The sequence below is a fragment of the Rossellomorea sp. y25 genome (assembly GCF_038049935.1).
Taxonomy (GTDB): Bacteria; Bacillota; Bacilli; order Bacillales; family Bacillaceae_B; genus Rossellomorea.
In genome coordinates this window covers 2269575-2296373 of the sequence record NZ_CP145886.1, presented here as the reverse complement: position 1 = coordinate 2296373, position 26799 = coordinate 2269575, and the positions used below count along the sequence as shown (strand labels likewise).

The following is a 26799-nucleotide window of genomic DNA, read 5'->3' as shown; positions in this document are numbered from 1 at the left end:
TCCAGCGGTTGATTGGAGTGCAAGACGAAGACTCCTGCGGGAAAAGTAGCTTATGTGAGACCCGTCCAGCTCCGGGGCTTAGAGGAACATGTCATAAGTCAAATCGTCCAAGAAGGCAAAGAACGCCTTCTTGGACGATTTGACTTATGCCCCCCGCCTCTGAACAAAGCCCCTCCGCTTTTCTTCCCGCAGGCTTGCCGAGGAGGCTCACGAGCTACCCGCGGAAAGCGTAGTCTTGCACGGAAATCATTAGCGTTATTAAGAGCCTATACTTCTATTGTTCGTCATTACATCGTGGCATTTTAGTTTTGTCCCAGGCTCTTTTTAGATAAAGCAAAGAGATGCATCACCATTTAATTAGTTTCTTCAAACTCTAGTTACTTTTCTCCATAACCGCAAAGTAATTACCTTCATGGTCTGCAAAGTTGAACACTCTTCCAGAAGGCATTTCCACTATTTCTCCGACTGTTATATTTTTATTTGATAAGCTATTATATAATTCATCCAGATTGTTTGAGAACAGCATTAAGGAAGGCGTGCCAAGATTTAATTCAGGCTCCATTTGAGCGATTAATTCCTTATTATGGAGAACAATACTTGTTTCCGCATCTTTAGAGGGAGCAATTTCAATCCACCTCATTCCTTGACCATTACCTTCTTCCGCTATGACAGTGAAACCTACTTTTTCAATCCAAAAATTCACGGCTTCATCCTGGTTATTCACGTACACCATAATTTGACCGACTTTGCTGATCATTCCAAACCCTCCTTTTAAAGTATGTTTCAATTATATCACTAAATAAAGGAATATTTTACAAATTATTAAACCCACATTACATGGAATGTAGCTCCGTAGATTTATATTTTCAGTCTACCAATATATTCAGATTGAGGCCGGTATATTGTATTGTTTTCAGCTTGTTCTAGAACATGAGCCGTCCACCCTACGATACGACTGGCCGTAAAGGTTGGTGTGAAAAGTTCAGGTTTAAGTGCGATTGATTTCATAATGGCTGCTGCATAGAACTCTACATTCGTGTAGAGGGCTCTCCCTGGTTTCAATTCATTTAACACATCAATAGCCGTATGTTCCACATGTAATGCAAGGTCCAGTGAGCCATCTTCCCCCTTAGATTCGACTAATTTCTTTCTCAAAGCAGCTGCTCTTGGATCATGTGTTTTATACACACGATGACCGAACCCCATCAGTTTCTCTCCATTGAGTACTTTCTTTCTGATGACTTTTTCCGCATTTTCTGCCGTACCTATCTCATTAAGTAAGTCGATAACGCCGGATGGTGCCCCTCCGTGAAGGGGTCCTTTCATTGTCCCGATCGCCGCAGTAATGGCAGATACCATGTCAGATTCAGTTGAAGATGTGACTCTTGCTGAGAAGGCAGAAGCATTCATACCATGTTCAAGTGTAAGGATCATGTATGTCTCCAGTGCATCAATGACTGCTTTAGAGGGCTTGCTGCCAGTTAACATGGATAAATAATTTTCTACGTGGTTAATATTATCATTCGGTTCAGTAAATGGTTTGTCTTCTACTAAAGATTGTCGATAAGCAATGATGGTTGGAATAACTGCTGTTAATCTTATAGCTTGATCAATGGTTGGTGTCCATTTGTAAGCAGGTACTCCTTCAGAAGAAATAGCCGTTCTTAATACACTCATCATATCCATATCCTTGGGAAGCGTCTTAATAACCTCTTTCATGGTTCGTGATAAGGATCTATTAATCACCAATTTCCTTTTTATATCATTCTTTTCCTCCTTTGTTGGTAAGTGACCATACCATAATAAGAATGCGACCTGTTCAAATGACAAGTTGGTTAGATCACTAATGTCATATCCCCTGTAGATAAGCAACCCCATTCTGCCGTCAATATGACTGATTGTCGTTTGTGCTGCCACGATTCCCTTTAACCCTTCAGTAAACATTTCAATCATCCCCTTTTCCTTTATTACAATTATTGTATAATGATTATATAATTAAGAAAATTAAATATATTTAAATGTTTTGATTAATACTATTAATAAGGGTGGAGGAAATGGAACTAAATTTGTTAAAGACATTTATTACGGCAGCTGAATGCAATAATTTCAGGAAGACCGCTGAAAGATTATACATATCGCAGCCATCCGTTACTGTACATATTAAACAATTAGAAAAGGAACTCGGAGTTTTATTGTTTGAAAGAGACGGAAGGAAAATAAAGCTAACAGAAGCAGGAAGGTACTATTTAAAGCATGCCCGTAGAATCATTTCCGTTTATGAAGAAGGTATCACTGAGCTTCAGACTTTTAATCAGGGGTATACAACAAAACTAAGGATCGCTATATCTCCATTGATTGCTGACAACGTATTACCTTTTGTTTTAAAACAGTATATAGAAAGCCATCCTCAAGTCGAGATTTCTGTTGAAATTATTGAATCGGTAGATATTGAGAAAGCTGTTCTTGCTGAAAAAGTTGATATTGGTCTCTCATGTCTTCCTTGTTTTAGTCCTGAGCTTGATCATACATTACTATTTACTGACAAAGTTATTCTGGTAGCCCCCCATGACGGAAGAGATTTTGAGTCGGCTTTCCCTTTAGACGAAGAGGAGTTATTAGCCTCCAATTACTTATTAACACATAATCACCCTGCATACTGGGATGAACTATGCAACACGATTAAATTGTTCTATCCGAAAACCAGGATGATGAAAGTTTCTCAAACTCATATTACCAAACGATTTATTGCGGAGGGCCTTGGCGTATCGTACCTCCCTTCTTCAACCGTGAGAAGGGAGCTGCTTGAAGGATGGCTATTGGAAGTTGAAACGAATGCTTTTCCATTGCCCGAAGCTAAAACATTCGCCATTACAAAATATGCTCATAAAAAACAGAAGGAATTTTTGAGTTTTTTATCACGTTTCAGGGTATAAACCTAGCAGGGTTCAGCAGAATGAAAAGTAAACAGTACTACGCCGGCAACATATATTCCATAACAAATGGAGTACATATCTCCCGCATTCGTGTACTGTTCTACGATTTTTTTCCTTTCATCTGCTAAAAGCAAATAGGGTAAGCCTAGTGACCTGTCACTAGGCTTAATAAGTTCCAGCTGCACCGTATTCACCATCCCAGTCTTCCTTTGTTCCTGGATTTTCATTCCTTTAATCTTCTTTTAAATACTTTTCCATCCGAATATCAGACCACATTCGACTGTTCCAATAAGTAAAGTCTGCTATCCGGCCAATTTCCTGATAGCCGAGTTTTTGATAAAGGTTTCGAGCATTAGTATTAAACTCAAACACTCCCAATTCTATTCGTTTAAGACCTTCCTTCCTAACCTGATGTTCCAAATAGTTTATTGCCTCTAAACCAATTCCTTTTCCACGTCCTTCAGATTCACCAATCGTTATCCCCATCCAGGCAGTTCCTTTTTCCTTTTTATAGAGATGCTCAGGGTCGACCATGTAATTCATTTCCCCTATAAGCTGGTTATTAAGGTGAATCAGGTATATATGATGATGTTCTAAACGTTGTTTTAAATCCAGAAATGTCAAGTTTCCACGCTGGTCCAATTCTTCCTGATTTTTATTTGGACGGGTTAATGGAATTAAATCGGGGTTGTTTTCCCATTGGTTCATCGATTCGATTATTGCTGTATTAGGTTCGATTAGTTTTGTGAAATAAATATCCATTGGATCGTCGGTTCCTTTCGTACTGTTTATGTTCAGTAATATCGGCAATTAAAATCATCTATCAAATATTCAACTAACTAAATGTGTATGGATTGGCAAATTGTTATGTTATGCTTAAGTTAATCCAATTTCTGAAGGCTTAGGCATTCCGCCCATTGAAAATCTGGTTCCCAATTGATGAGAGGTGAGGTTATGGAAGCGTTAAATGATGTTAAATTAGTAACGTTAGAAAAAGGCCATGTCTTTTATCAGTTTCAGGCAGAAGAAGCCTATTTAAACAACCTGATGTTATTTATTCGCTCTGGATTGGAGAAAAATCAACATATGCTGATCATCGAAAGCATGAGAAATATCAACAAGGTCAGAAATAGAATAAACAGGATATTTAGTAAGGAACAGCAATCCTCCATCTATTTAGTTGATAACTTTGACTACTACTTTTTAAATGGTGACTTTAATACCCAAAATATTCTTAATCATTTCAAAAAAGATATTGCCGCTATCAAAAACCTCAATACTTCCATCAGAACCTGGGCTCACGTCGAGTGGACCTCTGCTGAACCAGATGCTGCAGTACTCAAAAAGTTTGAATCCATCGCAGATGATTACGTCTTACAAGAAGGTTTACTTTCCGTCTGTGCCTATTCTAAAAACGTTTTATCAGGATCTTTGATAAACACTCTCGAACAGGTACATATGTATGTGATGACTGATGATTCCCTTGAGTTGTCCATGGTTTATGGAAAATAATAAAATCATTTAAAAAGAGATTTGTATTTATGTAGAGTCTCTTTTTTCGTTTATTCTGATGCTTATCTGCTAAAATCAAATTGATTCACTTCTTTTTCAGTAACATAAATCTGTAGACCGTATGATATTTATATGACCTTATACACAAGGATGTCGTCCAAGTATTCATTTTATTTTTTGAATGAACTTCACGTCAAACCCTTCCATATATACCCTCGTACAATATAATCAATACAGAGATAACACCTACTTATTTTAACATCAATTCCATAAATATTCTTTACCATACTGAAAGTTTGAACCTTTTACTCTCCCTGTTAATTACCATTTTGGCTCAATAATGATGATGCGTTTTAATAAGTCCACGTCAACGCATTGAATGGCACAAATACAGTCAAGGTCAACCTCAACACACGTCGATGTTTTAATTAGCTTCGTGACCTCACACATGGATTCTACATCCTCACCGTAGATATTCAATGGTCGTAGAAGAGAAACCGTGGCACAGCATGTATCCACATCCAATTTTTCAAGTCGGAAATAGCTCGTTGTAAAACAGTACTCTGGTTTTCCTTTTTCTTTATAATCACAGCCGGTTAAGAACAGCGGTCCATCTTTTCTGAATAGTGTAAAAGGAATCGTGTCAACACCAACTAATGTTAAAAGTAATTTACCGAAATAAGGAGTCTCGGAATGGTTTATATAATCCTGCAACTTTTTCAATTCATTAAGGGCATCGCATATACATTTAGCGTTTAGTCCCTGCATTTCTTGTTCCAAGTTCCTCGCCCCAATCTGTCCTTTACCTATAGTTTATCGATACAAGGCATGATTGGTGCAGTGTGGATAATAAAATGGACCTACTTACCGGACCCAATTTTCAGGTACAGACAATATGGCAGCATCCTTTTGGCCACTTCAAACTCACGATGCCTGGATCCTGGTCTCCAATTCACTTCAAAAATCCATAGCCCTAAATTCTGATCAATTCCCACGTCAATCCCCAATTCATCGAATGAATAGGGATAAAGAGATTCGAAGTGAGCAGGAAATGCCACCGCAAAGGTTTCAAGTTTTCTTTTCAACTTTTCATCATCATCTCCAAACTCTTCCTTCAAAAAAGGAATCCATTCACCTCGATATCCCCCACTGCTGATATTGCTGATTTTTTTTCCATTTCCACTTATTCTAGGATAAATCAGGTTAATCTCCCACTGACCTTGCCCATTCTTCTGCACATGGATTCTGAAGTCGTACGTTAATCCGGATTGTGTTTGACATGATACAAAGGGCTGAATTAAATAGTTCCTGTCTTTAATTAACTCATGAATCCAGCTTATAAATTCATCACTTTGATATCTTTGAGAATGAATACCTTCCATCAACAGAAAATGATCTGCATCCTTTTCTATAAAAAAGACGTCTTTCCCATGATTGCCTGAAAAAGGCTTGATGACAAGTTTTGAATGATCACGAAATAAGTGATGGACTTCCTTTAAACCTGTCAGCTTTATGGAAGGTATCAGATGAGACTTGAACTTTCCTCCCTTCATCACCTTTTGATATACTGTCATTTTATTCCCTACAGAATGACTGGTCAGGATGGTCATATTTTTGAGACATTTAAGGATTGACGATTGTCTTTTTGTTTTCGGACTGCTGCTATTAATAACGACATCAGGGAATCCCATTTCCTTTTGGATCCATTGCCCATCTTCGTATATCCAACCATGTATCACTTTCTCTTGAAAATCCACTTGTTGATAAGAAAAATAAAAAAACGAAATCCCTTCCATCTTTGCGACTGCTGCAAATGCATAGGCTTTTTTTACATCATGTGGACGCTTGCGATAATGAAGCATTCCGACGAGTGCCATTTAATCACCTCCTATAATGGCTCTAAAAAAAACCTCAATTCTTTGGCTGCCTTTATGGCGATTTCCTTTGCAGCTTTTACGGTATCAGCAGTGGCTATAATACAGGCATACCGATTTCCCATTGATTTTGGGGGAACCAATACGCTCCCTTTTCTCGGTTTCACATATACGTATTTCACACCTTCATGCGCCGATGCACGTTTCCTTCCTGTCACCTTCAAAAGTCTCCCCGGGGCGTTCACCGTTACATACTTCGCATAGACGGGTTTTTTGAATACAGCTGAGAGTTCAGGAAACTGCCCAAGGTTCATCCTGATGATTTCCCTGATCAGATTGATCCCCGTCCCTTCCTCAATCAGCCGATTCATCGCACCTCCTGACATTCGGGGGTTGATTTCAATGAGCTTCCATTCCCCATTTGCATTTCTCATTTCCAGGTGACAAGATCCATTTTCGAGCCCTACACACTCTACAATTTCAATGATGCGATCATGAAGGGATAGTAACTCATGAGCATCTAGTTTAGCCGGAAAGGCATATCCTGTGATAATGAAATTTGAGCCGAGCTCTTGTTCCACAACTGCAATTATATTTACTTCCTGTTTGTAAACAAGCACTTCAATCAAGTATTGAGGACCCTCTACAAACTCTTCTATCAGTAAATTCATATCGGGGTGTTTCCTTCTTATGAGGTTGATCCCCTCCGAAAATTCACTCGGCGTCTTTGCCAGCATGATATGCTTCGATCCATTTGATACAGAAGGTTTTATTATGAGAGGCCATACATCATCCTGACCTTTATTCAAATCAGCTACTGATTCGTTCATGTCCAACGTAGAATAATACGGAGAGCTGGAGAGATGGTGAAGGTGTTCACGGACATTTGCTTTGTTTTCCATAATGGATAGGGCTTCTACAGACGCTGGAAATAACCCTAAATCAGTGGAAATCCTGCTTGCGTATGAAACAAAGGGATCAATCAAGCTTAAGCATGCAGAGAGGTGATGGCCAAGTTGTTGTAACGAATGTAAGGTGTTTAAAAGTTCGTCCTTTTCCAAGAGATTTTCCATGTATAACATCTCATCCACCTCAGGGAACTCTTCTTTTTGGCTTATCAGGCTAGATCGGTCCGTTATTAAAACCGTTACATATCCCATCTCTTTTGATACTTTTAAAGCTTCTCTGCTGGTCCCTGACTTATGACTGCCTATAAAAACGATTGTTTTCATGCTTTCCCGTCCATTTCTATTTCAGTATCAAGAGTTCATTTATTATAATGTATTCCTATAGATTGTCAGCATTGATTCTTCCCATTAAAAAACCGACCCTAATGAGTCGATTCCATCATGATGAATGTTGTTTTTCGTAGAGAAAAGCAGCATACCCTATCGGTGTGGCATGGGTCTGTTTCCACTCTTCCTGCATGTTGGCATTTCTGAAGGTTACTCTCAAATCTCTCCCGTTGCATTCAATGAACATGGGAACCCCTTCATTCGTCAAGCCGATATCCAGGCCCAAATCCGCCATCCTGGGAAGCTCTTTTTCCAGCTGCCAAGCGACATTCAGGGATAATCGTTTAATGTCTTCATATACTTGGTCCAGATTGAGATGGGGCAGATCCTGGAGTAATTCAGGTAAGGAGTAACACGATCCTCCACGGGCTACATTAGTGAGGTACCAATCTTTTTTTGCTACCTTTCCCACCACTCCTGTCATCTGCCATTCACCCAAGTCATTTTTTTGCACCGATACCCTCAGGTCGAACACTCCCCCTTTACTTTTGGCCAGGGGAATTCGCTTTTGGATGATTGTACGTGGATTTGCTATTAGTTTTAACAGAGAGAAAGGCCATGTAGTCGAGAACCGCTCCTTCACCATTTCTTTTTGTCGTCGATATGAGAATTCCCATTCTTGATCAGCGAGCTTCGACAATTTCGCTATTCCGAGTCCCAATGAGCCGCTGTTCGGTTTGATGATGAGTTCATCGTATTTATCCATCATGGTCTGTAGATTTTCCTTACTGGCTTTAACCGTTTCAGGTATATGGGGAACCAACTTCTTATTCATCCTGAGGATGTTATTGATCCTTATTTTCTTATAACGATTTTTCTCATTAAAGAAGACAATTCCCTCTTCTTTTAATTTCCTCATTTTCTTTTTTGCTGAAACTTTTCCTGTAAATGTGCGATTATGGATAATTGGGGGTTTTGGAATTGGAGTTAGAATATATGTTCCTTCCTCACTTAACACATATGCCATGATTGTATCTACACCTGGCTCAATGTCCTTGAATCGAAAATAACAAGGAATCAGATCATATTGTTCCCCTGCTTCCTCATAAAAGGAAAGGTTCTCATAATAGGTTTTTCCTTTTTTTATACCGTTGAATACAACTGTTCCCACCATAATACCTATATATTTTTTCAAGGGTCTTTCCCTCCCATCAAGTTTTATTTTTATTTGCCCTCATGTTAAATCAGAATCGAGGGTCTATCAGAAATTAAATGAAAGCCACAGGTTCAATAATAAGAAGAAGGGTGTAACGGAGTAATGTAACGAGGCTTTTTATCACAACTATATTCAGATAATTCCGGCTTGGTATAGGCACATGATATGTTTTACTTGTGTTTATCCACAAACTTCTTAAAATCATGTGTTATGGCAATTTTCCTGGAGGTTCTATATAGATATCGTCTTGATGGGCGCCAGGTATGGGAATGGGTTTCCTTCCTCAAAATGGCATAATGAAATCGGCTGGAGGAGCATATTTTGAAGCCTGCCGCTTTACATCTTTTAAGAAAATGCAAGCATTCCCCTACGTTTTTATTTCCAAATGGAATGAGTTTCAGAAGCCTTTTGGTCGTAAAGATAGTAGCCCCCTGGGGAAGATGGACCCTTTGCATTTCACGTCCTGGAAAACGCAGTCTTAATTCCTTTTGGTAAATCATATACATAAAACATGTTCTCTTTCCAACGACCGCAGCATTCAACTTTTTCATAGTAGCCATGGCTTCCGATAAATAAAGCGGACCGTAATAATCATCATCATCCATTTTCGCAATATATGGGTATTTTGCTTTCGTCACACCGATATTCAAGCATTTTCCCAAGGTCATCTCTTCAGGAAGCTGAAAGACGGAAACCTCATGGTACTCTGAGGCTTTCTTCAACCAATACTCCAAATCCATAGAGTCCTTGTTTAATAGGATGATAAGCTCCTTTTTTTCCCAATGCTGATTCTCATAATTGGCAAATAGGTTTTCTATACAATCGTCTCGATTAGTCGCTGCAATGATAGAAATCCCTTCAGAAATCGATATTTCCTTCTCTTCATTCACGTTTCTCACATCCTTATTGATTATTATTGTAGTCCACTCTTCCTCATCCTCTTATTTCCTCTTCTAATCTATGATTCAGTTTAGGAGGAATTAAGTTTATAACCTGCTGACTAGATTTTTGAGGTATCTGCCATAATCACTCTTCCCGTTTTCATTTGCCAGCTTGGTGAACTGATCCTTGGAGATAAATCCCTCTCGAAAAGCGATTTCTTCAATACAGCCTATTTTCCCTCCAAGATACCTTTCGATGGTCTCGATGAATTGGGCTGCTTCCAATATAGACGGATGGGTCCCGGCGTCAAACCAGGCGAAGCTCTCCCCCAGAATTTCCACGCTGACCTCCCCCATATCCAAATACACGTTATTGATATCCGTGATTTCCAGTTCACCTCTGACCGAAGGCTGTATTTTTTTGGCGACTTCTACGGCTCTCTGATCATAGACATATAACCCTGTGAGTGCATAGTTCGATTTAGGGACAGCGGGCTTTTCTTCGATGGTTATAGCTCTATTATTCTGATCAAGTTCTACGATACCGTATCTTTGAGGCTCGTCTACTTGAAAGCAAAACAACGTTGCACCGATTTTAGAATGAAGGGCATTTTGTAATCGTTCGGGAAGGTGCTCCCCATAGAAAATATTATCCCCAAGGATTAACATGACATGGTCGTTTCCGATGAACTCTTCCCCGATAAGAAAAGCATTGGCAATTCCCTTTGGCTCCTTTTCGACTTTGTACTGAATGTGTAGTCCTAAGTGGGATCCATCTCCAAGCATTTTCATAAACCTGTCCTGATCTTGAGAGGTCGTAATGACCAAAATCTCCCTCACACCAGCAAGCATCAGCGTGGAAAGGGGATAGTAAATCATCGGTTTATCGTATATGGGGAGTAACGCTTTTGAAATAGACTTCGTCAACGGGCTCAACCTCGTACCTCTTCCACCAGCCATAATAATTCCCTTCATGCTACCCCTCTCCTTTCTTGTCCGGTAAATGCTTGTATCTCCTCTCGATATCCACTATCTCTCTATAGTTTTGTGTGAAGCAGATCCTTTTAGAAGTCCTGAATAAATACCTGATTCTTGGCTGCCATGTATGCTTGCCCGAATCTCTTCTGATATAGCAATAGTTATTTCTACTGGTAGAGTGGATCCGATAACCTTTCGCCCTGGCACTTTTTAGAAATGACGTGTCCTCGCCCAATGAACGATTTTGAAAAGGCACATGGTGAATAACTGACTTCTTTGCGACTATAGTTCCGCCCAATACTTTTTTCACCCATTTATATTCGAAGCCAAAGTATCGGAGTCTTAATTCCCTTGTGTTGGAAAAGAATATATATCCTGACCACTTTCCAACAATATCAGCATTTGTTTTCTCGAAGGCTTTTAATGCTTCTGCTAAAAAATGACTACCATAATGATCATCATCGTCCCATTTTGCGACATAATTATATCTTGCCTTATGGGTACCATAGTTCAGACAGCTCCCCAATGAGGTCTTTTCCGGAAGCTGATACACTTGAACGTTTTCATAATGGGATGCTCTTTCTTTCCACTCTTCTAATTTCAATGAATCACTGTTTAGTATGATGATGAGTTCTTTTTCCTGTAATAACTGGCGCTCATAATTTGTAAAGATATTATCCATAAACCACTGTTTATTCGTACAAGCAACAATGGAAATACCATGGTTTTCATTCATCTCCATCTTTTTATCCACATGAATTTCCTCCTTTTTCTTCAAAGCGTTAAACATTCATGCTGACATTACTACTTTCAGACTATTCATCTTGTACCGAATTGTGTGGTTGTTTACAACAGGCTTGTCAAATATAAATGGTCTTTTATATAAAAATAAGTAGATTTAATGCAACCTTCTTCTAAATAGGATTTAAATTCCATGAATGCACAATCCATATCAAAGCTTATCCATATACTATAAAGATTCATTATTTTGCTAGTGTATGGCTACTATTAATTAAGGAAGGTGATTGAATGGCAAAAATTTTATATTTAGGCTGGCTTGGCCACCAAAATATCGGAGACGAATTAATGTTTGATATATTCAGAGAAAAGTTCAGGGAAAAAGCAGACACCACAAAATACAAATTAATCCCCTCCACAAGGAAGGTACTCAGACGACTTAAACGGAAAAAACCCTATCTCCATTACTTTGACAGTATCGTTTTAGGTGGTGGATCCCTATTTGTACCAGACCTGGTCAATATTCTATTCAGAGCCGTAAAATGGCATAAGAATATTCGGATATTCATTTGGGGCAGTGGAATCGATTGGCTTGAAAAAAGGGAACTCATCCGACTTGGATTACAGACTGAAGATGAAATAAATTGGAAAAATGAATTCAAGATCTTTAAAGACCCTTTCTTCAAGAAAAAGCTTCAAGCCATCTTTCAACATGCTCAATTCATTGGGATCCGGGGGCATTATACGTATCAATTCTTTCAGTCAAAGGGGTACAATCTGGAAGGAGTTAAAGTGACAGGCGACCCGGGATTACTGGTTCATATGCTTCAAGAACCTCCAGAAAACAAGGATTCAAAGAAGGTAGTCATTAATTGGGGAACCGCCCATCAAAGACTTTACGGGAGAAATGAGGCAAAACTGGAGCAGGAAATGGTAGATGTAATAAAAGAATTAGTGGCAAAAGGATATGATGTTTATATTTATCCCATCTGGGTCAGTGATCTTGCACCTTGCAAAAGTCTTTATAATAAAATAGAGGATAAACAGCATGTCCATTTGATTACTCACTTACTGGACCAGTACGGTATACTAAATTTGATTAAAGACGCTAAATTTACTATCAATTTCAAGTTACATGCAAATGTTCTTTCCGCTTCAGCCGGTATTCCATTTGTCGCTCTAGGGTACCGTTTTAAGACCTTTGATTTTGCCCATTCAATAGGATTGGACCACCTGGTTGTATCTACGGACGAAACTCATTTCAGCAAACAGATCCTCTCGAAGATCTCCGATATTGAAAACCATGGAAGCTTACTGCTACAAAATCTACCAGCATACCAATTACAGGTAGAAAAGGACTTAGAGAAGGTGTTCGATTTTTTTAAATAACTCACTAAAAGAAGCTTTAATAGGCTTCTTTTTTGATATCCAATTAGTAGTTTAATAGGTTAAAAAAATAGAACTTGTTATCCACAAGTTCTCCTTTTTCAATCCTGAGAAGTTTAAGACCCATCAAAAAATGATATTATATGTTTCTTTCTTCTCTTTTTATTTCCCTCCATACTATATCCACGATTAACCAAATACGACAGTTGCATTCAGAACAGGAATAACTCCAATAGATGGTAACTCAATGGGCATGGATACTTGTTGGACCTTTTCACTTACCATTAATTCAAACGAAACAGGAAACGTCTCTTCGTCAATCGTTACAATTCCTTCCACCATAACCGTCATCGTCTGATCACCGTCCTCGTCTACTGTGCACAGTGGCATTCCGATATCAGTGGAAGTGAAAGTGGCAATGAATGTTACCTCGCAACCTGATACAGTAAACATTGCATTTACTGTACTGTTGTCAGGTAAAAATTCACGACAGATATCGATATTGAACGAATAATCCACTAAAAAATTGAATGGAAAATTACAGATAGAGAAACAGCCTTCCCCTTCTGCAGAAGCGTGACAATCGCAAAGAAAATTTAATCCCATCACATAAAACCTCCTTTCAATTGAATTACATTATTATATGACTGGAAATCAATAATGAATGGACAAACTACTTAGGAATAAAGATACATTTCTTTGCAGGTGGGAAAAGTCTTCTCGAGTTAACTAGACCTGGGAACCAAATGCATATTCCACCCTGTTTTACTTACCCACATATCAAAAGTTCAATAAACGTTCTTACGGTTACGTCCTTGGTTGAACCACTTGAAATCCCTGAAGGTGAACCGCATAAAATAGGGGTTGATAACGGATGGCAAGATACGTATCATAATCCATCTTCTTGAAACCTTTAAAGCTCGGGAAGATATTCGCCTCCAATATCCAAGGGTAGGTTCTATAGTCCAACGCAATATCTAATCCGAATTCGGCATAATGTTCGTCCTCCTGGTCCATTAGTGCACAAAAGCGTTGGCATAAGTCCACGATTCCCTTGTGAGCATATGAATATGATAGAGGAGCATTTGATTGATCAAGCGCTTCTCTTAAATGCAAGGCTTTACCTCCACGTGCTATATTCGTCAATTCTTCATTTATTCCGGCTACACGACACTCTATCCCTGCGCATTTCCATGTATCCTCTTCGATTTTCTGCATGACAACCCGGACATCAAATGGCCGCCCTTCTATTTTCAATAAATCAATATAGGTTTGATACAAATAGGGATAACTGAAAACATTCAGTTCAAAAAGCTTATCGTAGAGGGCTTGGGGTGTTGTAATACTGTGACAAAGCTTTAGCTTATTGCTGGATTCATGCAGATGGAATACGTCAGATTTATATTCAAGGATATATATTCCACGTCCTCGCGATAAGCTGACAGGTTTCAAAATGATTTTATTCTTTTCCTTTACAAAACGAATCATTTCATCCAGATCTTGAAGGAGATAAGTCGATGGAAGATGTCTTTTTAATTGGGGTTCTTCCTGCATTTGAGTTAAGTCGGACTTCGTAAAATGGTGTGAATTAAAGAGTTGGTTGTTGGTGAGGATTTTTAACTTTTCAATGGTGTGGTTATCTTGATGAAAATTCCGCCTGTAAATGACTGAGGGTATAGATGTAGATCCATACCTCCAAACTTTTTCGCTGGGATCGTATACCATGCCGTATGCAATATTCTCATTCCAATTGATCGATCGGGCAGAAAACGCAATCACAGTGCCCCCATATCTCTCATACATTCCAAGACGGTCCTTAAACTTCTCCATATAATTTATATGATAAGTTTGATTCTTATTTCCCAATAAAAATCCTATAAGCGGTCCAATCTCCACAACATTCTGTCTGGCTGACATTTGGTACACCATGTCTAATGGTATGTGCAATTTCCTGATCAGATTGCTGGATATGAATAACTCAATCGGATTGTTGTACGTATTCTCTCGAATCATAGTGAGATCATCATAAGGGATCAATTTGAACGTTTCTTCATTGACACCGAACTTTAAAACTGTCAATCCTCCGAAATCAGTATGAAATAAATGTTGGGGGAGTTTGATCACCGGGGACTCTTCATCAATATCTATGAATTTCACCCAAATGACTTCATTGCCCTCCCCCTTTTTTTGTTCAAATTGCTTCATGGTGCTATCCGTTTTTATTAGGGCAACCGGATTCATGACGTCAGAATGTTGCTGATAGAAGTGGGCTAATTCCAAAGGATATTCCACAATCTCCTTACATATTTCCGGCTTCCAAAACTGAAGGTCTTTCATGGTGGAGTGGATGGTATCGGTTGAATCTATTTTCAGGTGCCCTTCCATATTCATCCTGAATTGAAGTCCAAGTTCATAAATACCAGGATAATAATACTGTATGAGGTCTAATATAGAGTGACTGATATCCTTAACTTGCTCCTTAATAGAGGATAAAGAAAATGATCCTGTAATGGAATGGAGTTCTTCCAGAGTATAAAGATCACCATCCATATCCTTTACATAATGAAAGGGAGTTCTCCAGTTATGGTCCTTCCCTTTTTGACAAACGATCTTTAAGATAAAGGGAGGGTTGCTACCTACCTCTTTATTGGATATCCCCGTTAATGACGGATTTGATTCAATGATTTTTAGAAGGCGTTTTTGTCTGATCACATGATGTTCATTGATGATTTTAACCTTATTCGTTTGGATAAGTTCTCTCAGCTTTTTAATACTTTTCTTTTTATTGTATTTTGTTGGATTATAGATGACTTGAGGGATCTTCATGGTTCCTCTCTCTATTAGTTGCCCATTCCTGTATTCAAAGCTTTTTACTTGATCATTCCGCAATGACAGGTGATCAAGGGTAAAGAATACAACATTTTTTCCTAATTCTTCTGCCTTTTGCACATAGTGAAGGCAGTAAGACTCTTCTTTATGGTGTCGAATTATATTATTCCATTGTTTTGTAGATAACAAGATTCCAATCGGTTGTTCATCCATTACCACACCTCCAAAGCAAAGTTCACGGGACCTTTTTCATAAATATATGCATTCTTTTCGTAAACGTATAGGCACAGGCCTTTGAATGAATACAAATGATGGAAAGAATGGATCGTGCTAATATGAGATACATTCAATCATAATAGCGCGATCCCGTATCGTGTAAAGAGGTCTATCCTCTTCTGTATTTTATGATTTCCTCCAGCATGGATTTATCCTTCAAAAGATTGAACATAGAAATCGTCGGGGTGAGGTTGGCTTCGATAATATAGATTTGTCCATCGTCAGTGATCCCGATATCAAGACCTATTCTTCGTCTTGTAGGGTAAAGGTCCTGTAAGGCTATGGCAGTATTGAGGGCTACTTCTTTAAGTTCACTCAACACTTTTTCGGTGTCTTTGTTTGTAAGTGTTGAGTGTTCAATTGCTTCTTCCAGGGTCATCACTCCCCTGGCATAATTCGTCGCAATAAATCCCTTTGCTGCCACTTTCACAAGTACCCCTGTTACCTTCCATTGGGACGAATTCCTTTTTCGCTGAACCATTACACGAGTATCAAATGGACACCCCTTAATCAAAGCTAATGGAATTCTCTGTTGAACAATGTATTTTTTCTTCCTGCTCAAATGATTCTCCTTCAGATAGTTAAATGCCCGAACTTTCCCGACGATTTCTGTTTTTGTTGATTTAGAATGGATTTCGAATATGTGACCCTCGATGGAACGGATCTGAATAACCCCAATCCCGCGTAAACCAGCGGTGGGCTTGACAATAACAGCCCCAAACTCATCTAGTGAATTTGAAAAAGACTCGAAGGTCAGCATCTCTGTTTCGGGTAAATATGGAGCCAGGGCTGGGTCTTTCTTCATGATGGTATATTTTGTGTACTTTCCCGTTGACACTTTCATAATAATTACTCCTTTATCCTGCTATTCACCTCTACTTTATATTATATGTTCCCTACTCTATTCTTCTTGTACGCTTATCCCAAAGCATAGGAAATTAACCAATTTCTCATTGAATGGAATAAAATGGGACTTAATTTAAGTCATACAACTAGTCCATAACTTTGAATGTTTAATATATATATAAGGAATCAAAAATAAGGAGGAATGAAATATGGGATTATTTCAAGGATGTTCACCTGGGTTTTGGGGGAACGAAGATAATGTAGACCTTTGGGTAGGTTTTACGCCAGACCAGGATTATGATACTGTTTTCGGTGTTGATTTCTTTGTTCTAGACAGAACCTTATTCGAAGCACTAAATGAAGGGGGAGGAGGACTGGATGCATTAGGTCGTCAATCTGTAGCCGCCCTTCTCAATGCTGCTAATCCAAATATTAATTACCCGTACACTGTTGACGAAGTCATAGCTCTAGTACAAAGCATTGACCCTACTGTCTCGCAAGAAGTAGAAGATCTAAAAGATTTATTTGAAGGCTTTAACGAATTAGGCAGTCCGATTTGTTAGAAAGATTAAATAGGAAGGTACCCCCACTTTTCTGGGGGTACTTTTTTGTTATAGTTCGTCATTAAATTCCATATAGCGGTAACATTATCCTTTTTGCCATTTATTTAAAATTTACAAAGAAACCCTTTTTCCACATATTTTTGTTGATGCCAGATAGAAAGGGAACGATTGTATCTTGAAGTATCACTCTCCTTCATACTCTTTACCTTATTGCCTTCCCCTTCACCTTGGAACCCACAACCGATTCAACAATCCGATCAAATACCTCCTGCTTTGTCTGCCTCTGCGTAACGTGGACCTCCAAATACTTAGCAAGCTTCACTAAATCTGTTTTTCTCTTTACTGTTTCTTCTCCACGTAAATACTTTCTGGCTTCTTCAACATTCTCAAATTCTCGAAGTGTGGAAGCTATCTTTTCTAATCGGTCTATTTCATGAACTCTTCTCTGCTTCATGGAAAAGAAACAGGAAATCTTCTTGTAAAGGATTTCTTTGGTATCTCGATTTCCTGTTGTGATATTGATGTATTCACAGAATGAGAGGAGATCTTTCTTTGAATATCTCTTTAAAAGTGACTCAACATCTTCTTCCTTCTCCGCTTCTTTTTGGATTTTGTCCCTGAGCTTTTCAAATTGGAGGTGGCTTTTCGGCTTGGCTTCGATGAATTGAATTTTCCCTCCACCGTTGATAAACGTATCGTAAAGATTAGAAGGGAGGCTTTCAATAAACTTCATGAGACGGTTCAAGACGATTATCGTTTCTTGTTTAGACATAGGCTCCTCCTTCAAGGTTATAGTTCATCAAAGATTGTATCGTCACACTGTTGCCTCCGATCAATGAGGAAATGGATTCTTTACTATTGATGTATATGCTTAAAGAAGTTGTCTGCTGATTCAATTTGCAAAATGTGAAATGATTATTTTCAGGCATATAGGCCAACGAAAAAAGAGCTAGTCCTTGCTAACTCAAATAATTCCTTACTTCTTCACTCTTCACTTCCACAACAATTTGTTCTACCAAATATCCTCCTCCAATAAGTATAATTATAACCTTTTATAGACCAACGCTAAGGAGGTACACCAGTGAACGGAACCATCAATCCCATTAAATTGAATGAGGTCATTGAATATGAAGATCTATTTCACGAGGCTTTTAAAGGAACATCGTTAAAAGCAGGACAAGTGACTCAAGTTATCTACTGGATCAGGCCAGGGAAATCATTCATTACCTATGACATTGTTGACCGGCATAAGAAGTATGTAAATATTGAGGATGCACCTTCCCCACCCTCGGTTCAACGAGAAGAGATTAGCTTTAAAACATTATTTGAGCTGAATCAGCAGGTGGATATTGAGATTGCTGGAATGAAGAGAAATTCTGTCATAGTGGCGATCAACATCACTTGGTCTGATAATGACTGTGTGGTGTCTTATGGGGTGACGGACCTGACAGATACGACGTATTTTGGAGTTCGGGAAGAGTTGTTAGTGAGGTGGAATCCGGAATATGCTGTTTAGAGTTGAAATTTATTAATGATAAACAATAAAGGTGCCAGAGTCCATAATCGGACTCTGGCACCTTCTTTAGATTTATTTGTAGAATACTTTATCTACATTATATTTAGCTTGTAGCTTATTGATGATGTACGTTTCGTAGATGTCACGATCCATAGCGTCTTCTACAATGGCCACATCGATTCGGTAGATTTCACCTCTGTGGTTACGTAGTGGTGAAACGGTATCTTCAAGATGCTTCTTGACTCTTTGTCTTAGCTTTCGTGCTTTACCAACGAAGAGAAGTTCGTCGTTGATGTTGTAAAATAAGATGATGCCGCCTTTATCTCTTGGGATTTCGTGGAGATCGATGAAGCCTTGGATGCTCTTGATCTTTGGTTCTTCTGAGTCTCTTGATTGTTTGCGTTCCGTTATGGAGATATCCGCTTGTGGGATCTGAATTTTTATCATGAATGGTCACGTCCTTTGTTTACTGTAAGAAGTAATGGTAACACATAAAGGATAGAATTACTATACAACGTACCATTTAAAAAAAGATAGTCTTCTCCGCCCTCTTTATGCGTAGCGGAGCCCGATACGATTATTAAACGTCTGATTCTTATTTTTAAACACGAAGAAATTATCTTTAAAATCAATCGTGAGTTCGTGTTCATAGGTATCTTCAAAGTCATCGTCGACGATGAAATCAAAATGATCAGATTGGATGATTTTCTCAGATGAATGAGGTTCTCTATTATCTATCACTTTTATTTCATAAAGATTATTTACTATATCGCAGCTTCCCCGGTCAAGTGATAGCTGAATCATTTTGCCATCAGGGATTTGGTTTAGTTTTTCTATAGCAGGTTGTGTTATTTCTAATTTCATTTTACATTCCTCCTAGTCTGTTAGTGGAACAAGTATGTCTAGATGCTGCTTTAGATTTTCAACGGTGATTGGTAGTTTATCTCCCTCGTCTCCATCGATATTGGCAATCATCTCATAGGTGGATGATGCTTCCAGGTTTGTGACTTTCATATAATGGACGTGTTCGCTTTCTGCGAGTTCTCCTGAAAGGATCTTTGGCAGTAGCAATAGAAAATGTGGCAGGGCCATGTCTTTGATGATAAAGACATGTAGCTTACCGTCATTCACTTTGGCCTCGGGTGCAATGGTTTCCATACCTCCGACAGAGTTTGTCAGGGCAACAAGCATGAGGAGCGCGTCCCCTTCCCAGTCATGGTCGGAATGGACCTTGAGCTCGAACGGCTGCTTCTCCTTCATTTTCTTCATTCCCTCTATTATATATGCAAGAGGACCGAGCTTCGACTTCTGTTCGATGGATGTTGAGAACGATGCTTCTGCCAAAGCGCCGACTGCGATAATATTGATGAAATATCTGTCATTGATTTTTCCAACATCGGTCTTCTGTACATGATTTTGCTTGAATATGTCGATGGCCTCTTCAGGGTCCATAGGAATATTTAAAGCTCGTGCGAAATCGTTGACTGTTCCGAGCGGAATCAGACCAAATAGAGGACGTTGATCCTGCTCAGCTATTCCATTAATAGCTTCATTGATTGTTCCATCACCACCCATGGCTGCGATAAAATCAAACTTTCTTTCACAAGCTTCCCTGGCGAAATCCATTGCATCCCCTTCCCCTTCTGTCATGCGAACCTCTGTTTTATATCCCATTTCATTAATGGTCTCAAGAGCATAATCACGATATTCCTGCCCTTTTTCCTTTCCAGAAGAGGGGTTTACGATTAGCATGGCTTGTTTCACACCGATTCCTCCTTTTAATATGTATACGGTATCTTTACCCTGATTTAGAGGAGTGGAACCTTATGTCTGATTAAAAGATGAATGAAAATACTCACCCAAAAGAAATAAAGAAGTAACACCAAGAAAAAGAACGATTACCTGAATGGCAATCGCTTATTATATCTAATCTAAATATCCTCTAACAAGAAGGAAGTGCAAACATCTTGAAATAGGTTGAAATTTATGTATTATCACAAATGGACCTATAATTGATCATTATTAATCCATCAGACATTTTTAACACTTTGACTATTTTTCATTTCATTACAGTGAGAAATTAAATACTTTAAAAATTTTATTGTTTTATGGATACGCTCGTGTTCCGTATTAAATAGGCTCACCTTCAATCCACTACGGATATTCATTGCTTCCTTTATAATGCTGTGCCATTCTTCAGGAAGATGCTGCAATCCATATTCACCCGCATTTTGCTTGGAGATAATGTCGTATTCACTTAACGTGTAGTATTGACGGAGCAATCCAAGTACGGACCATTCTATTTCATCATCTATCATGTCAGATCGGAATCTCTTTAACTCTTTAATCGAATTTTCCATCACATGCACCCTTTCTGCCCAGTAGGTATTCATGTTGGTAAGAACGTAAGAATATATTTGTTGTGATGAAATGTCTACCTTAAAAGAAGTAGTGTCTGGGCCAATGACGCTAATACCCTTATGCTTAAACAAATACCAAGTGATTGGATTAAAATTAAAATACTCACCAAAATTCAATACACCATTATTGTAGTAAGCATAGTCTTGCTTTTCGTCTATATTGCATATATCTTCCTGAATGATATACACTCCATCCATTTCCGGTTTAGGATATTTCAGAGCTAATTCTTTATGTATTAGAGTTAAGATATCAGAATCCTTTTCTGTCATTCGACGGCGTGTAACCGAGATAAAGTCAATATCACTTGAATTATTTACGTACGCATCCAGAACGATGGACCCATGTAAATACAAGCCTTCAATCGTTCTTGGTAGATATTTATTACATAAGGCTAAGTAATCTTGTAAAACTGCTTCCACCATCTTCGGAAATCTTGACAATGCATTTACCTCCTTAATCAATTCAATGTTCTATTCGAAAATTACCTAATTTTCTCGATTTCTTGAATTTTATACTGTCCGCAATCTCTGATCAACATGTGTAGATCCCTTTAATTGTTGAATATATGTTATATAATTCCTTTAATGGGATATTTATTACTACGAACCATGTTAACACTTAATCCCATTTTATTGTAGAGTCAATTAAGATTGAAAAAGAGACGCTTACCAAATCATCACAGGTTAGCGTCCTCTATATCTCTTGATTCATCATATTAATTAAGTTTTAAAATAGTTAATCCTGCACTATTAATGGGAATATTATCGACATTACTGATAAGGTTATCCGCTGTGTGGCCAATGTTTCTAAGTTCTACTATTCCACCTGCTGGTATAGAAACAATCGCTTCTCCATTAACTTGAAAAATCGAATCCAGGGTAACAGGGGCGCTTGTGAATATTCCCAGCTGGTTACCATACCTGCTGGAGGTTACTATTGAACCGTTCATGAATAATGCGTATGCTCCTCCTCTACTAAATCCAATCTTTCCACTAGTAAATATGACATTATAGTTTATTATATAGTCTCCCTCGTTTACTACTATTATAGAAGTTCCAGTATGAATAAAGTCTCCTGCAGAACTAATACCAGTATGATTAAAGAAAACAGGTTGGTCAGGTATTACGAGATCTCCGCCAGTTCTATATACATTACAGTATTTTCGATTGCAAGCGCATTCTCCTTGAAGACCTTGTACACCCTGGGGTCCTGGTTCTCCTTGAGGTCCCTGCTCTCCACGAAGCCCTCGTTCTCCTTGAGGTCCCTGCTCTCCTCGAAGCCCTTGTTCTCCTTGAGGTCCCTGCTCTCCTCGAAGCCCTTGTTCTCCTTGAGGTCCCTGCTCTCCTTGAAGCCCTGGTTCTCCTTGAAGCCCTTGTTCTCCTTGTGATCCCTGCTCTCCACGAAACCCTTGTTCTCCTTGTGGTCCCTGCTCTCCACGAAGCCCTCGTTCTCCTTGAGGTCCCTGCTCTCCTTGAAGCCCTGGTTCTCCTTGAGGTCCCTGCTCTCCACGAAACCCTTGTTCTCCTTGTGGTCCCTGCTCTCCACGAAGCCCTTGTTCTCCTTGAGGTCCCTGCTCTCCTTGAAGCCCTTGTTCTCCTTGAGGTCCCTGCTCTCCTTGAAGCCCTGGTTCTCCTTGAGGTCCCTGCTCTCCTTGAAGCCCTGGTTCTCCTTGAGGTCCCTGCTCTCCTTGAAGCCCTTGTTCTCCTTGAGGTCCCTGCTCTCCTTGAAACCCTTGTTCTCCAGGAAGCCCTTGTTCTCCTTGAGGTCCCTGCTCTCCTTGAAGCCCTGGTTCTCCTTGAGGTCCCTGCTCTCCTTGAAGCCCTGGTTCTCCTTGAGGTCCCTGCTCTCCTCGAAGACCTTGTACACCCTGGAGTCCTGGTTCTCCAGGAAGCCCTTGTTCTCCTTGAGGTCCCTGCTCTCCTTGAAGACCTTGTTCTCCTTGAGGTCCCTGCTCTCCCCGAAGACCTTGTACACCCTGAGGTCCTGGTTCTCCACGAAGCCCTGGTTCTCCTTGAGGTCCCTGCTCTCCTTGAAGCCCTGGTTCTCCTTGAGGTCCCTGCTCTCCTTGAAGCCCTTGTTCTCCTTGAAGCCCTGGTTCTCCTTGAGGTCCCTGCTCTCCTTGAAGCCCTTGTTCTCCTTGAGGTCCCTGCTCTCCTTGAAGCCCTTGTTCTCCTTGAGGTCCCTGCTCTCCTCGAAGACCTTGTACACCCTGGAGTCCTGGTTCTCCAGGAAGCCCTTGTTCTCCTTGAGGTCCCTGCTCTCCCCGAAGACCTTGTACACCCTGCAGTCCTGGTTCTCCACGAAGCCCTTGATCTCCTTGAGGTCCTTGATCGCCCTGAGGACCTTTTTCCCATTGTATCCTTGTGACTTCTTGAGACACTAAATCTCCTTGAGCTACTCTCTTTCCTCGTTTATCGCTTTTTTTCTTACATTCTTTATCCTTTTCATTTTGATCGCTTTTTTTCTTGGATTTATTACGCTTGCCTTCCCTTTTAGATGCCAATTTTCTCACCTTCTTTTCATATATCAATATATTAATCCTATTAATCAAATGATGAATAACTAAACAGAGTTACTATAGTCTATGAGAAATAATGAGAGCAGGTGTAGACAAACATCCGTTTGTTCCATAAATCAACGATAGTCCTATAGTATTTGAACAAAACTATAATATATTAGTAAATTACTATGAAGGATAAGATGAACTTTTTAGTGGAGAAAGGGAGCTGGGATTGAAGTGTTATGGAAATCGGTAAATAACACAATTAATAAATATGTACACAGTCTTGAAATGGAGACGATTAGCAGAAGTAGCTTCTCCACCTTTTTCACCAATCTCTTGATAGAACTCTTTGTCATGGGATTTTGCAGTCTTTTCCACTTAAAGCGTCTCACTGGACTCATTTCTCCTATACGAAATTTCAGCATTTGGCTCGGTTACAAAAGAGGATCTATCTCATACAATATAAAAAAGCAAATGTCTACCAAGTAAAGGGGTGATTACCGGTGGAAAATCTATTTAACGGAAATTTGAAAATTACAAAGAAAGACCTGGCAGCCTTTGAAATGATTGGTGACGGGAAAGATGGAGAAATCTACAAGGTAGCAGATGACAAAGTTGTAAAGTATTTCTTTAAAGAAGAAACACATCAGAGGGAACTTGAAGCGATGCAAATAGGGCAGACTTCGTCCATTATGCCTCGTCTTTATGAATTCGGTGATAATTATATTGTCATGGAGTTTGTTAAAGGAATATCCCTTGCCCGTCACATGAAACGACAAGGCCAAATTGATGAAGACATGACTAAAAAGATTTTATTCGTTCTGGATGAGTTTAAGAGATTGGGCTTTACGAGATGGGATACAGAGGTTCGCCACATGTTAATGAATGAAGAAGGCGAATTCAAAGTGATTGATCACAAGCGAGCGTTTACATCTGACTCTCCTGTTCCAACGAAACTGTTCAAAGGGATGAAGAAATTTGGTTTAACAGGCGAGTTCCTGGAACATGTCAAGAATTTAAACCCAGAGCTCCATTATGCTTGGAAGAAACTTAAGTAGTTCCATACATGATGAAGGTATTAAGTAGAATATCATAGAGATGAAAACGTTCTTTCCTTTATTTAAGATCGGATAGGACGTTTTCAAAGAAAGTGTTTAGGACAAGCACCTATAAAAATCAAAAAAAAAGGGAAAGTACTTTCCCAAAAAGTACTTCCCCCAGAACCGATTTATTATTCAAATGATTATACTTTTTTCACCGTTACCCTATCCAAGTGAGTGAATAAAACGTCACCGTTACCATTAGACCATACTAAATAATGATCTTCAGCTTTAATGAATGTTCCGTCGCAGTCTATTTTTTCTGCTCCAGACAAAACCTCGATTTTATCACCAAGCTTGAGTACTTTATTAAGTTTATCTGAAAATCCCATATTGCCTCCTCCTTTCTATCTTGTGATTCATCAGTCTATATATTTATATTAAAAAATAAGGAATTTGATAGGGCTATTACCTATCATTTTCATTTTTTTCAAAAAAAAATGACTGGAAAGCATCCAGTCATTTTTTGTGTTTCTAAATAATGTTCACTAAACTTTACGAACAGTTACATTATTTAAATTAGAAGTGTTCATATGGCCGTCATCGTCAGCCCATACAACGAAGTTATCGCTTGCGTATACATAGGAACCTTCTTCGATTTCTTCGTCACCAGATAGGACCTCGATTTTATCACCTAGAGATAAAATTTTATTAAGAAAATCTGCCATACTACCATCTTTAAACAAATGAGACATTATGTTTCCTCCTTTCGGTATTTACTCTATTTTTATGCTGAATCGCTAAATGCGTAAAGGCAGATAACTAGATTCCAAAAAAAATTTTCGTTTTTAGCATTTACTAGACTAATTATTCTTTATTATCCTCTGACATTGAGTTGATAGGTGAAGGTTCCGAGTCATCTTCTAAAGGGACTTCCTCCACAATCAGTAAACCCTCATCTTGTTTTTCGGGCATTTCAACTACCTCGGATTCCTCAGACAAATCACCTTCTTCATCTACTAGTGAAGGAGCCTGGTTCTCTTCAGGGATCTTGCTTTCTTCTTCCTTGGTAATCTCATCTGATTCAATATCATGTTCAGAAGTAACCTCTTCAATGACAGGCTCTACATCTGTTACCTCAGAATGATCTCCATTTGTGTCCGATTGCAGAGTGTACTCCTCTTCCATATCTGAACCATTAGAGTCATCTTCTGCATTCAATTTGATTTCCTTTTCCATTTCATCAGATGAATTGTGTAATGAGTCTTCATCAGAAGCATGGAAATTTTCTACTGAGGTAGTATCATCTTCGATTTTTTCATTTTCCCAGTGTTCTTGTAGAAGACTGAGATTCAACTGAGACCTTTCCTCAGTCTCATCTTCTTCTTTTTCAAGCTTTACAAAATTCAGCACTTCTTCATTAACGCCAGATTGTTCATTATTTACATCCTTTTTCCGTGAACCTTTTTCTTTCTTATCTTTTTCTTTCTTATCTTTTTCTTTCTTATCTTTTTGTTTCTTATCTTTTTGCTTCTTATCGTTCTTGTTATCATCTTTATGTTTCTTATCATTTTGTTTCTGCTTTTTCTTTCGCTTGGAGCCAATTTTCCTTACACTGATCGGACCGCATAAATCTGTGAAGTTGACGTTTGCTTTATGATCCATCCAGATGAGAATATTATCGAAAGCTGCTACAAATGTTCCTCCGCAGCCAATCATTTCATCCTCAAAGAAAACTTCAAGATGATCTCCAAGATTGAACATTGAATTCAAGACCCCTTCAACGGATTTACACGGAAGGCAGTCAAAATCTGGATCTGGACAATGCTTTTCATGATCATTTGAACATTCGTCATGATCGTTTGGATCTCCTTCACAGTACTCATCTGTTTCATGAGGATCTCCTATACATAATTTCTCTTGCTCATCAGGTTCTCCAACGCACAACTCATCTTGTTCATCAGGATCTCCTTCACAATTCTCTTCATCGTCGTAATGATCATAATATCTTCTCGAGAAATCATCAAACTCGTTTACCATATGTGTTCCCAC

The 26799-nt window shown here is 38.9% G+C and carries 30 protein-coding genes and 1 pseudogene; 6 read left to right on the top strand and 25 right to left on the bottom strand.

Annotated features, from left to right (window positions below):
- Positions 1-373: 373 nt before the first annotated feature.
- Positions 374-757, bottom strand: coding sequence for a VOC family protein (locus AAEM60_RS11405; RefSeq protein ID WP_299736870.1), 384 nt, complete (start codon positions 755-757; stop codon positions 374-376).
- 101 nt (positions 758-858) lie between these two features.
- Positions 859-1944: a citrate synthase/methylcitrate synthase gene (locus AAEM60_RS11400; RefSeq protein ID WP_341357945.1), complete on the bottom strand. Its 1086-nt coding sequence runs from the start codon at positions 1942-1944 to the stop codon at positions 859-861.
- A 110-nt stretch (positions 1945-2054) separates the two neighbouring features.
- On the opposite strand from AAEM60_RS11400, the gene AAEM60_RS11395 reads away from it, so the two are divergent.
- Positions 2055-2933: a LysR family transcriptional regulator gene (locus tag AAEM60_RS11395; RefSeq protein WP_341357944.1), complete on the top strand. Its 879-nt coding sequence runs from the start codon at positions 2055-2057 to the stop codon at positions 2931-2933.
- 2 nt (positions 2934-2935) lie between these two features.
- On the opposite strand, the gene AAEM60_RS11390 is transcribed toward AAEM60_RS11395, so the two are convergent.
- Positions 2936-3160 (bottom strand): hypothetical protein, encoded by a 225-nt coding sequence (locus AAEM60_RS11390; RefSeq protein ID WP_341357943.1) that lies wholly within the window; start codon positions 3158-3160, stop codon positions 2936-2938.
- Between the two features lie 4 nt (positions 3161-3164).
- Positions 3165-3743 carry a GNAT family N-acetyltransferase gene (locus AAEM60_RS11385; RefSeq protein ID WP_341357942.1) on the bottom strand — a complete coding sequence of 193 codons (579 nt, stop codon included), beginning with the start codon at positions 3741-3743 and terminating at the stop codon, positions 3165-3167.
- Between the two features lie 144 nt (positions 3744-3887).
- On the opposite strand from AAEM60_RS11385, the gene AAEM60_RS11380 reads away from it, so the two are divergent.
- Entirely contained in the window at positions 3888-4445 is a 558-nt protein-coding gene (locus AAEM60_RS11380; protein WP_299736863.1) for an MEDS domain-containing protein, read from the top strand.
- Between the two features lie 321 nt (positions 4446-4766).
- Here AAEM60_RS11380 and AAEM60_RS11375 read toward each other — a convergent pair whose 3' ends face one another.
- The 7 genes from AAEM60_RS11375 to AAEM60_RS11345 form a co-directional block, all read right to left on the bottom strand.
- Positions 4767-5225 carry a CotY/CotZ family spore coat protein gene (locus tag AAEM60_RS11375; RefSeq protein ID WP_299736861.1) on the bottom strand — a complete coding sequence of 153 codons (459 nt, stop codon included), beginning with the start codon at positions 5223-5225 and terminating at the stop codon, positions 4767-4769.
- Between the two features lie 80 nt (positions 5226-5305).
- Positions 5306-6322, bottom strand: coding sequence for a YheC/YheD family protein (locus tag AAEM60_RS11370; protein ID WP_299736859.1), 1017 nt, complete (start codon positions 6320-6322; stop codon positions 5306-5308).
- Between the two features lie 11 nt (positions 6323-6333).
- Entirely contained in the window at positions 6334-7551 is a 1218-nt protein-coding gene (locus tag AAEM60_RS11365) for an ATP-grasp domain-containing protein (protein ID WP_299736857.1), read from the bottom strand.
- 115 nt (positions 7552-7666) lie between these two features.
- Positions 7667-8749 carry a YheC/YheD family protein gene (locus tag AAEM60_RS11360; protein ID WP_341357941.1) on the bottom strand — a complete coding sequence of 361 codons (1083 nt, stop codon included), beginning with the start codon at positions 8747-8749 and terminating at the stop codon, positions 7667-7669.
- Between the two features lie 191 nt (positions 8750-8940).
- The gene (locus AAEM60_RS11355; RefSeq protein WP_299736853.1) at positions 8941-9660 is read right to left on the bottom strand and encodes a glycosyltransferase; all 720 of its coding nucleotides are present in this window, start codon (positions 9658-9660) and stop codon (positions 8941-8943) included.
- 96 nt (positions 9661-9756) lie between these two features.
- Positions 9757-10626 carry a glucose-1-phosphate thymidylyltransferase RfbA gene (gene rfbA, locus AAEM60_RS11350; RefSeq protein ID WP_341357940.1) on the bottom strand — a complete coding sequence of 290 codons (870 nt, stop codon included), beginning with the start codon at positions 10624-10626 and terminating at the stop codon, positions 9757-9759.
- Position 10627: 1 nt separating this feature from the next.
- Positions 10628-11383: a glycosyltransferase family A protein gene (locus AAEM60_RS11345; RefSeq protein ID WP_299736849.1), complete on the bottom strand. Its 756-nt coding sequence runs from the start codon at positions 11381-11383 to the stop codon at positions 10628-10630.
- A gap of 275 nt (positions 11384-11658) precedes the next feature.
- Here AAEM60_RS11345 and AAEM60_RS11340 point away from each other — a divergent pair, with 275 nt between their 5' ends.
- Entirely contained in the window at positions 11659-12756 is a 1098-nt protein-coding gene (locus AAEM60_RS11340) for a polysaccharide pyruvyl transferase family protein (RefSeq protein WP_299736847.1), read from the top strand.
- Between the two features lie 186 nt (positions 12757-12942).
- Here the strand turns inward: AAEM60_RS11340 and AAEM60_RS11335 are convergent, their stop codons facing one another.
- From AAEM60_RS11335 to AAEM60_RS11325, 3 genes are all read right to left on the bottom strand, one after another.
- Positions 12943-13362, bottom strand: coding sequence for a hypothetical protein (locus tag AAEM60_RS11335; RefSeq protein WP_299736845.1), 420 nt, complete (start codon positions 13360-13362; stop codon positions 12943-12945).
- Between the two features lie 198 nt (positions 13363-13560).
- The gene (locus AAEM60_RS11330; RefSeq protein ID WP_341357939.1) at positions 13561-15795 is read right to left on the bottom strand and encodes a YheC/YheD family protein; all 2235 of its coding nucleotides are present in this window, start codon (positions 15793-15795) and stop codon (positions 13561-13563) included.
- Positions 15796-15967: 172 nt separating this feature from the next.
- The gene (locus tag AAEM60_RS11325; protein ID WP_299736841.1) at positions 15968-16702 is read right to left on the bottom strand and encodes a YheC/YheD family protein; all 735 of its coding nucleotides are present in this window, start codon (positions 16700-16702) and stop codon (positions 15968-15970) included.
- Positions 16703-16913: 211 nt separating this feature from the next.
- Here AAEM60_RS11325 and AAEM60_RS11320 point away from each other — a divergent pair, with 211 nt between their 5' ends.
- On the top strand, positions 16914-17267 hold the full coding sequence (locus tag AAEM60_RS11320; RefSeq protein ID WP_299736838.1) for a hypothetical protein: 354 nt from the start codon (positions 16914-16916) through the stop codon (positions 17265-17267).
- 202 nt (positions 17268-17469) lie between these two features.
- On the opposite strand, the gene AAEM60_RS11315 is transcribed toward AAEM60_RS11320, so the two are convergent.
- The gene (locus AAEM60_RS11315; RefSeq protein WP_299736836.1) at positions 17470-18039 is read right to left on the bottom strand and encodes a hypothetical protein; all 570 of its coding nucleotides are present in this window, start codon (positions 18037-18039) and stop codon (positions 17470-17472) included.
- A gap of 309 nt (positions 18040-18348) precedes the next feature.
- On the opposite strand from AAEM60_RS11315, the gene AAEM60_RS11310 reads away from it, so the two are divergent.
- Positions 18349-18783, top strand: coding sequence for a hypothetical protein (locus tag AAEM60_RS11310; RefSeq protein ID WP_299736834.1), 435 nt, complete (start codon positions 18349-18351; stop codon positions 18781-18783).
- Between the two features lie 72 nt (positions 18784-18855).
- Here AAEM60_RS11310 and AAEM60_RS11305 read toward each other — a convergent pair whose 3' ends face one another.
- From AAEM60_RS11305 to AAEM60_RS11275, 7 genes and pseudogenes are all read right to left on the bottom strand, one after another.
- Positions 18856-19230: a nucleotide excision repair endonuclease gene (locus tag AAEM60_RS11305; protein WP_299736832.1), complete on the bottom strand. Its 375-nt coding sequence runs from the start codon at positions 19228-19230 to the stop codon at positions 18856-18858.
- Between the two features lie 105 nt (positions 19231-19335).
- Positions 19336-19647, bottom strand: coding sequence for an iron-sulfur cluster biosynthesis family protein (locus AAEM60_RS11300; RefSeq protein WP_299736830.1), 312 nt, complete (start codon positions 19645-19647; stop codon positions 19336-19338).
- Positions 19648-19659: 12 nt separating this feature from the next.
- Positions 19660-20547 carry a YegS/Rv2252/BmrU family lipid kinase gene (locus AAEM60_RS11295; RefSeq protein ID WP_299736828.1) on the bottom strand — a complete coding sequence of 296 codons (888 nt, stop codon included), beginning with the start codon at positions 20545-20547 and terminating at the stop codon, positions 19660-19662.
- A gap of 266 nt (positions 20548-20813) precedes the next feature.
- On the bottom strand, positions 20814-21644 hold the full coding sequence (locus tag AAEM60_RS11290) for an aminoglycoside adenylyltransferase domain-containing protein (RefSeq protein WP_299736826.1): 831 nt from the start codon (positions 21642-21644) through the stop codon (positions 20814-20816).
- Between the two features lie 275 nt (positions 21645-21919).
- On the bottom strand, positions 21920-22153 hold the full coding sequence (locus AAEM60_RS11285) for a hypothetical protein (protein WP_299736824.1): 234 nt from the start codon (positions 22151-22153) through the stop codon (positions 21920-21922).
- Between the two features lie 173 nt (positions 22154-22326).
- Complete coding sequence (locus tag AAEM60_RS11280; protein ID WP_341357938.1) at positions 22327-23505, bottom strand: hypothetical protein; 1179 nt, start codon at positions 23503-23505, stop codon at positions 22327-22329.
- A gap of 439 nt (positions 23506-23944) precedes the next feature.
- Positions 23945-24082: pseudogene (locus tag AAEM60_RS11275) on the bottom strand (general stress protein); the annotation flags it as partial.
- A gap of 188 nt (positions 24083-24270) precedes the next feature.
- Between AAEM60_RS11275 and AAEM60_RS11270 the strand changes: the two are divergent.
- Positions 24271-24765 carry a kinase gene (locus AAEM60_RS11270; protein ID WP_299741303.1) on the top strand — a complete coding sequence of 165 codons (495 nt, stop codon included), beginning with the start codon at positions 24271-24273 and terminating at the stop codon, positions 24763-24765.
- Positions 24766-24950: 185 nt separating this feature from the next.
- On the opposite strand, the gene AAEM60_RS11265 is transcribed toward AAEM60_RS11270, so the two are convergent.
- The 3 genes from AAEM60_RS11265 to AAEM60_RS11255 all read right to left on the bottom strand — a co-directional run bounded on the left by AAEM60_RS11265 (position 24951) and on the right by AAEM60_RS11255 (position 26787).
- Complete coding sequence (locus tag AAEM60_RS11265) at positions 24951-25139, bottom strand: hypothetical protein (protein WP_044337158.1); 189 nt, start codon at positions 25137-25139, stop codon at positions 24951-24953.
- Between the two features lie 156 nt (positions 25140-25295).
- The gene (locus AAEM60_RS11260) at positions 25296-25502 is read right to left on the bottom strand and encodes a hypothetical protein (RefSeq protein WP_044337159.1); all 207 of its coding nucleotides are present in this window, start codon (positions 25500-25502) and stop codon (positions 25296-25298) included.
- Positions 25503-25614: 112 nt separating this feature from the next.
- Entirely contained in the window at positions 25615-26787 is a 1173-nt protein-coding gene (locus AAEM60_RS11255; protein ID WP_341357937.1) for a hypothetical protein, read from the bottom strand.
- Positions 26788-26799: the final 12 nt, after the last annotated feature.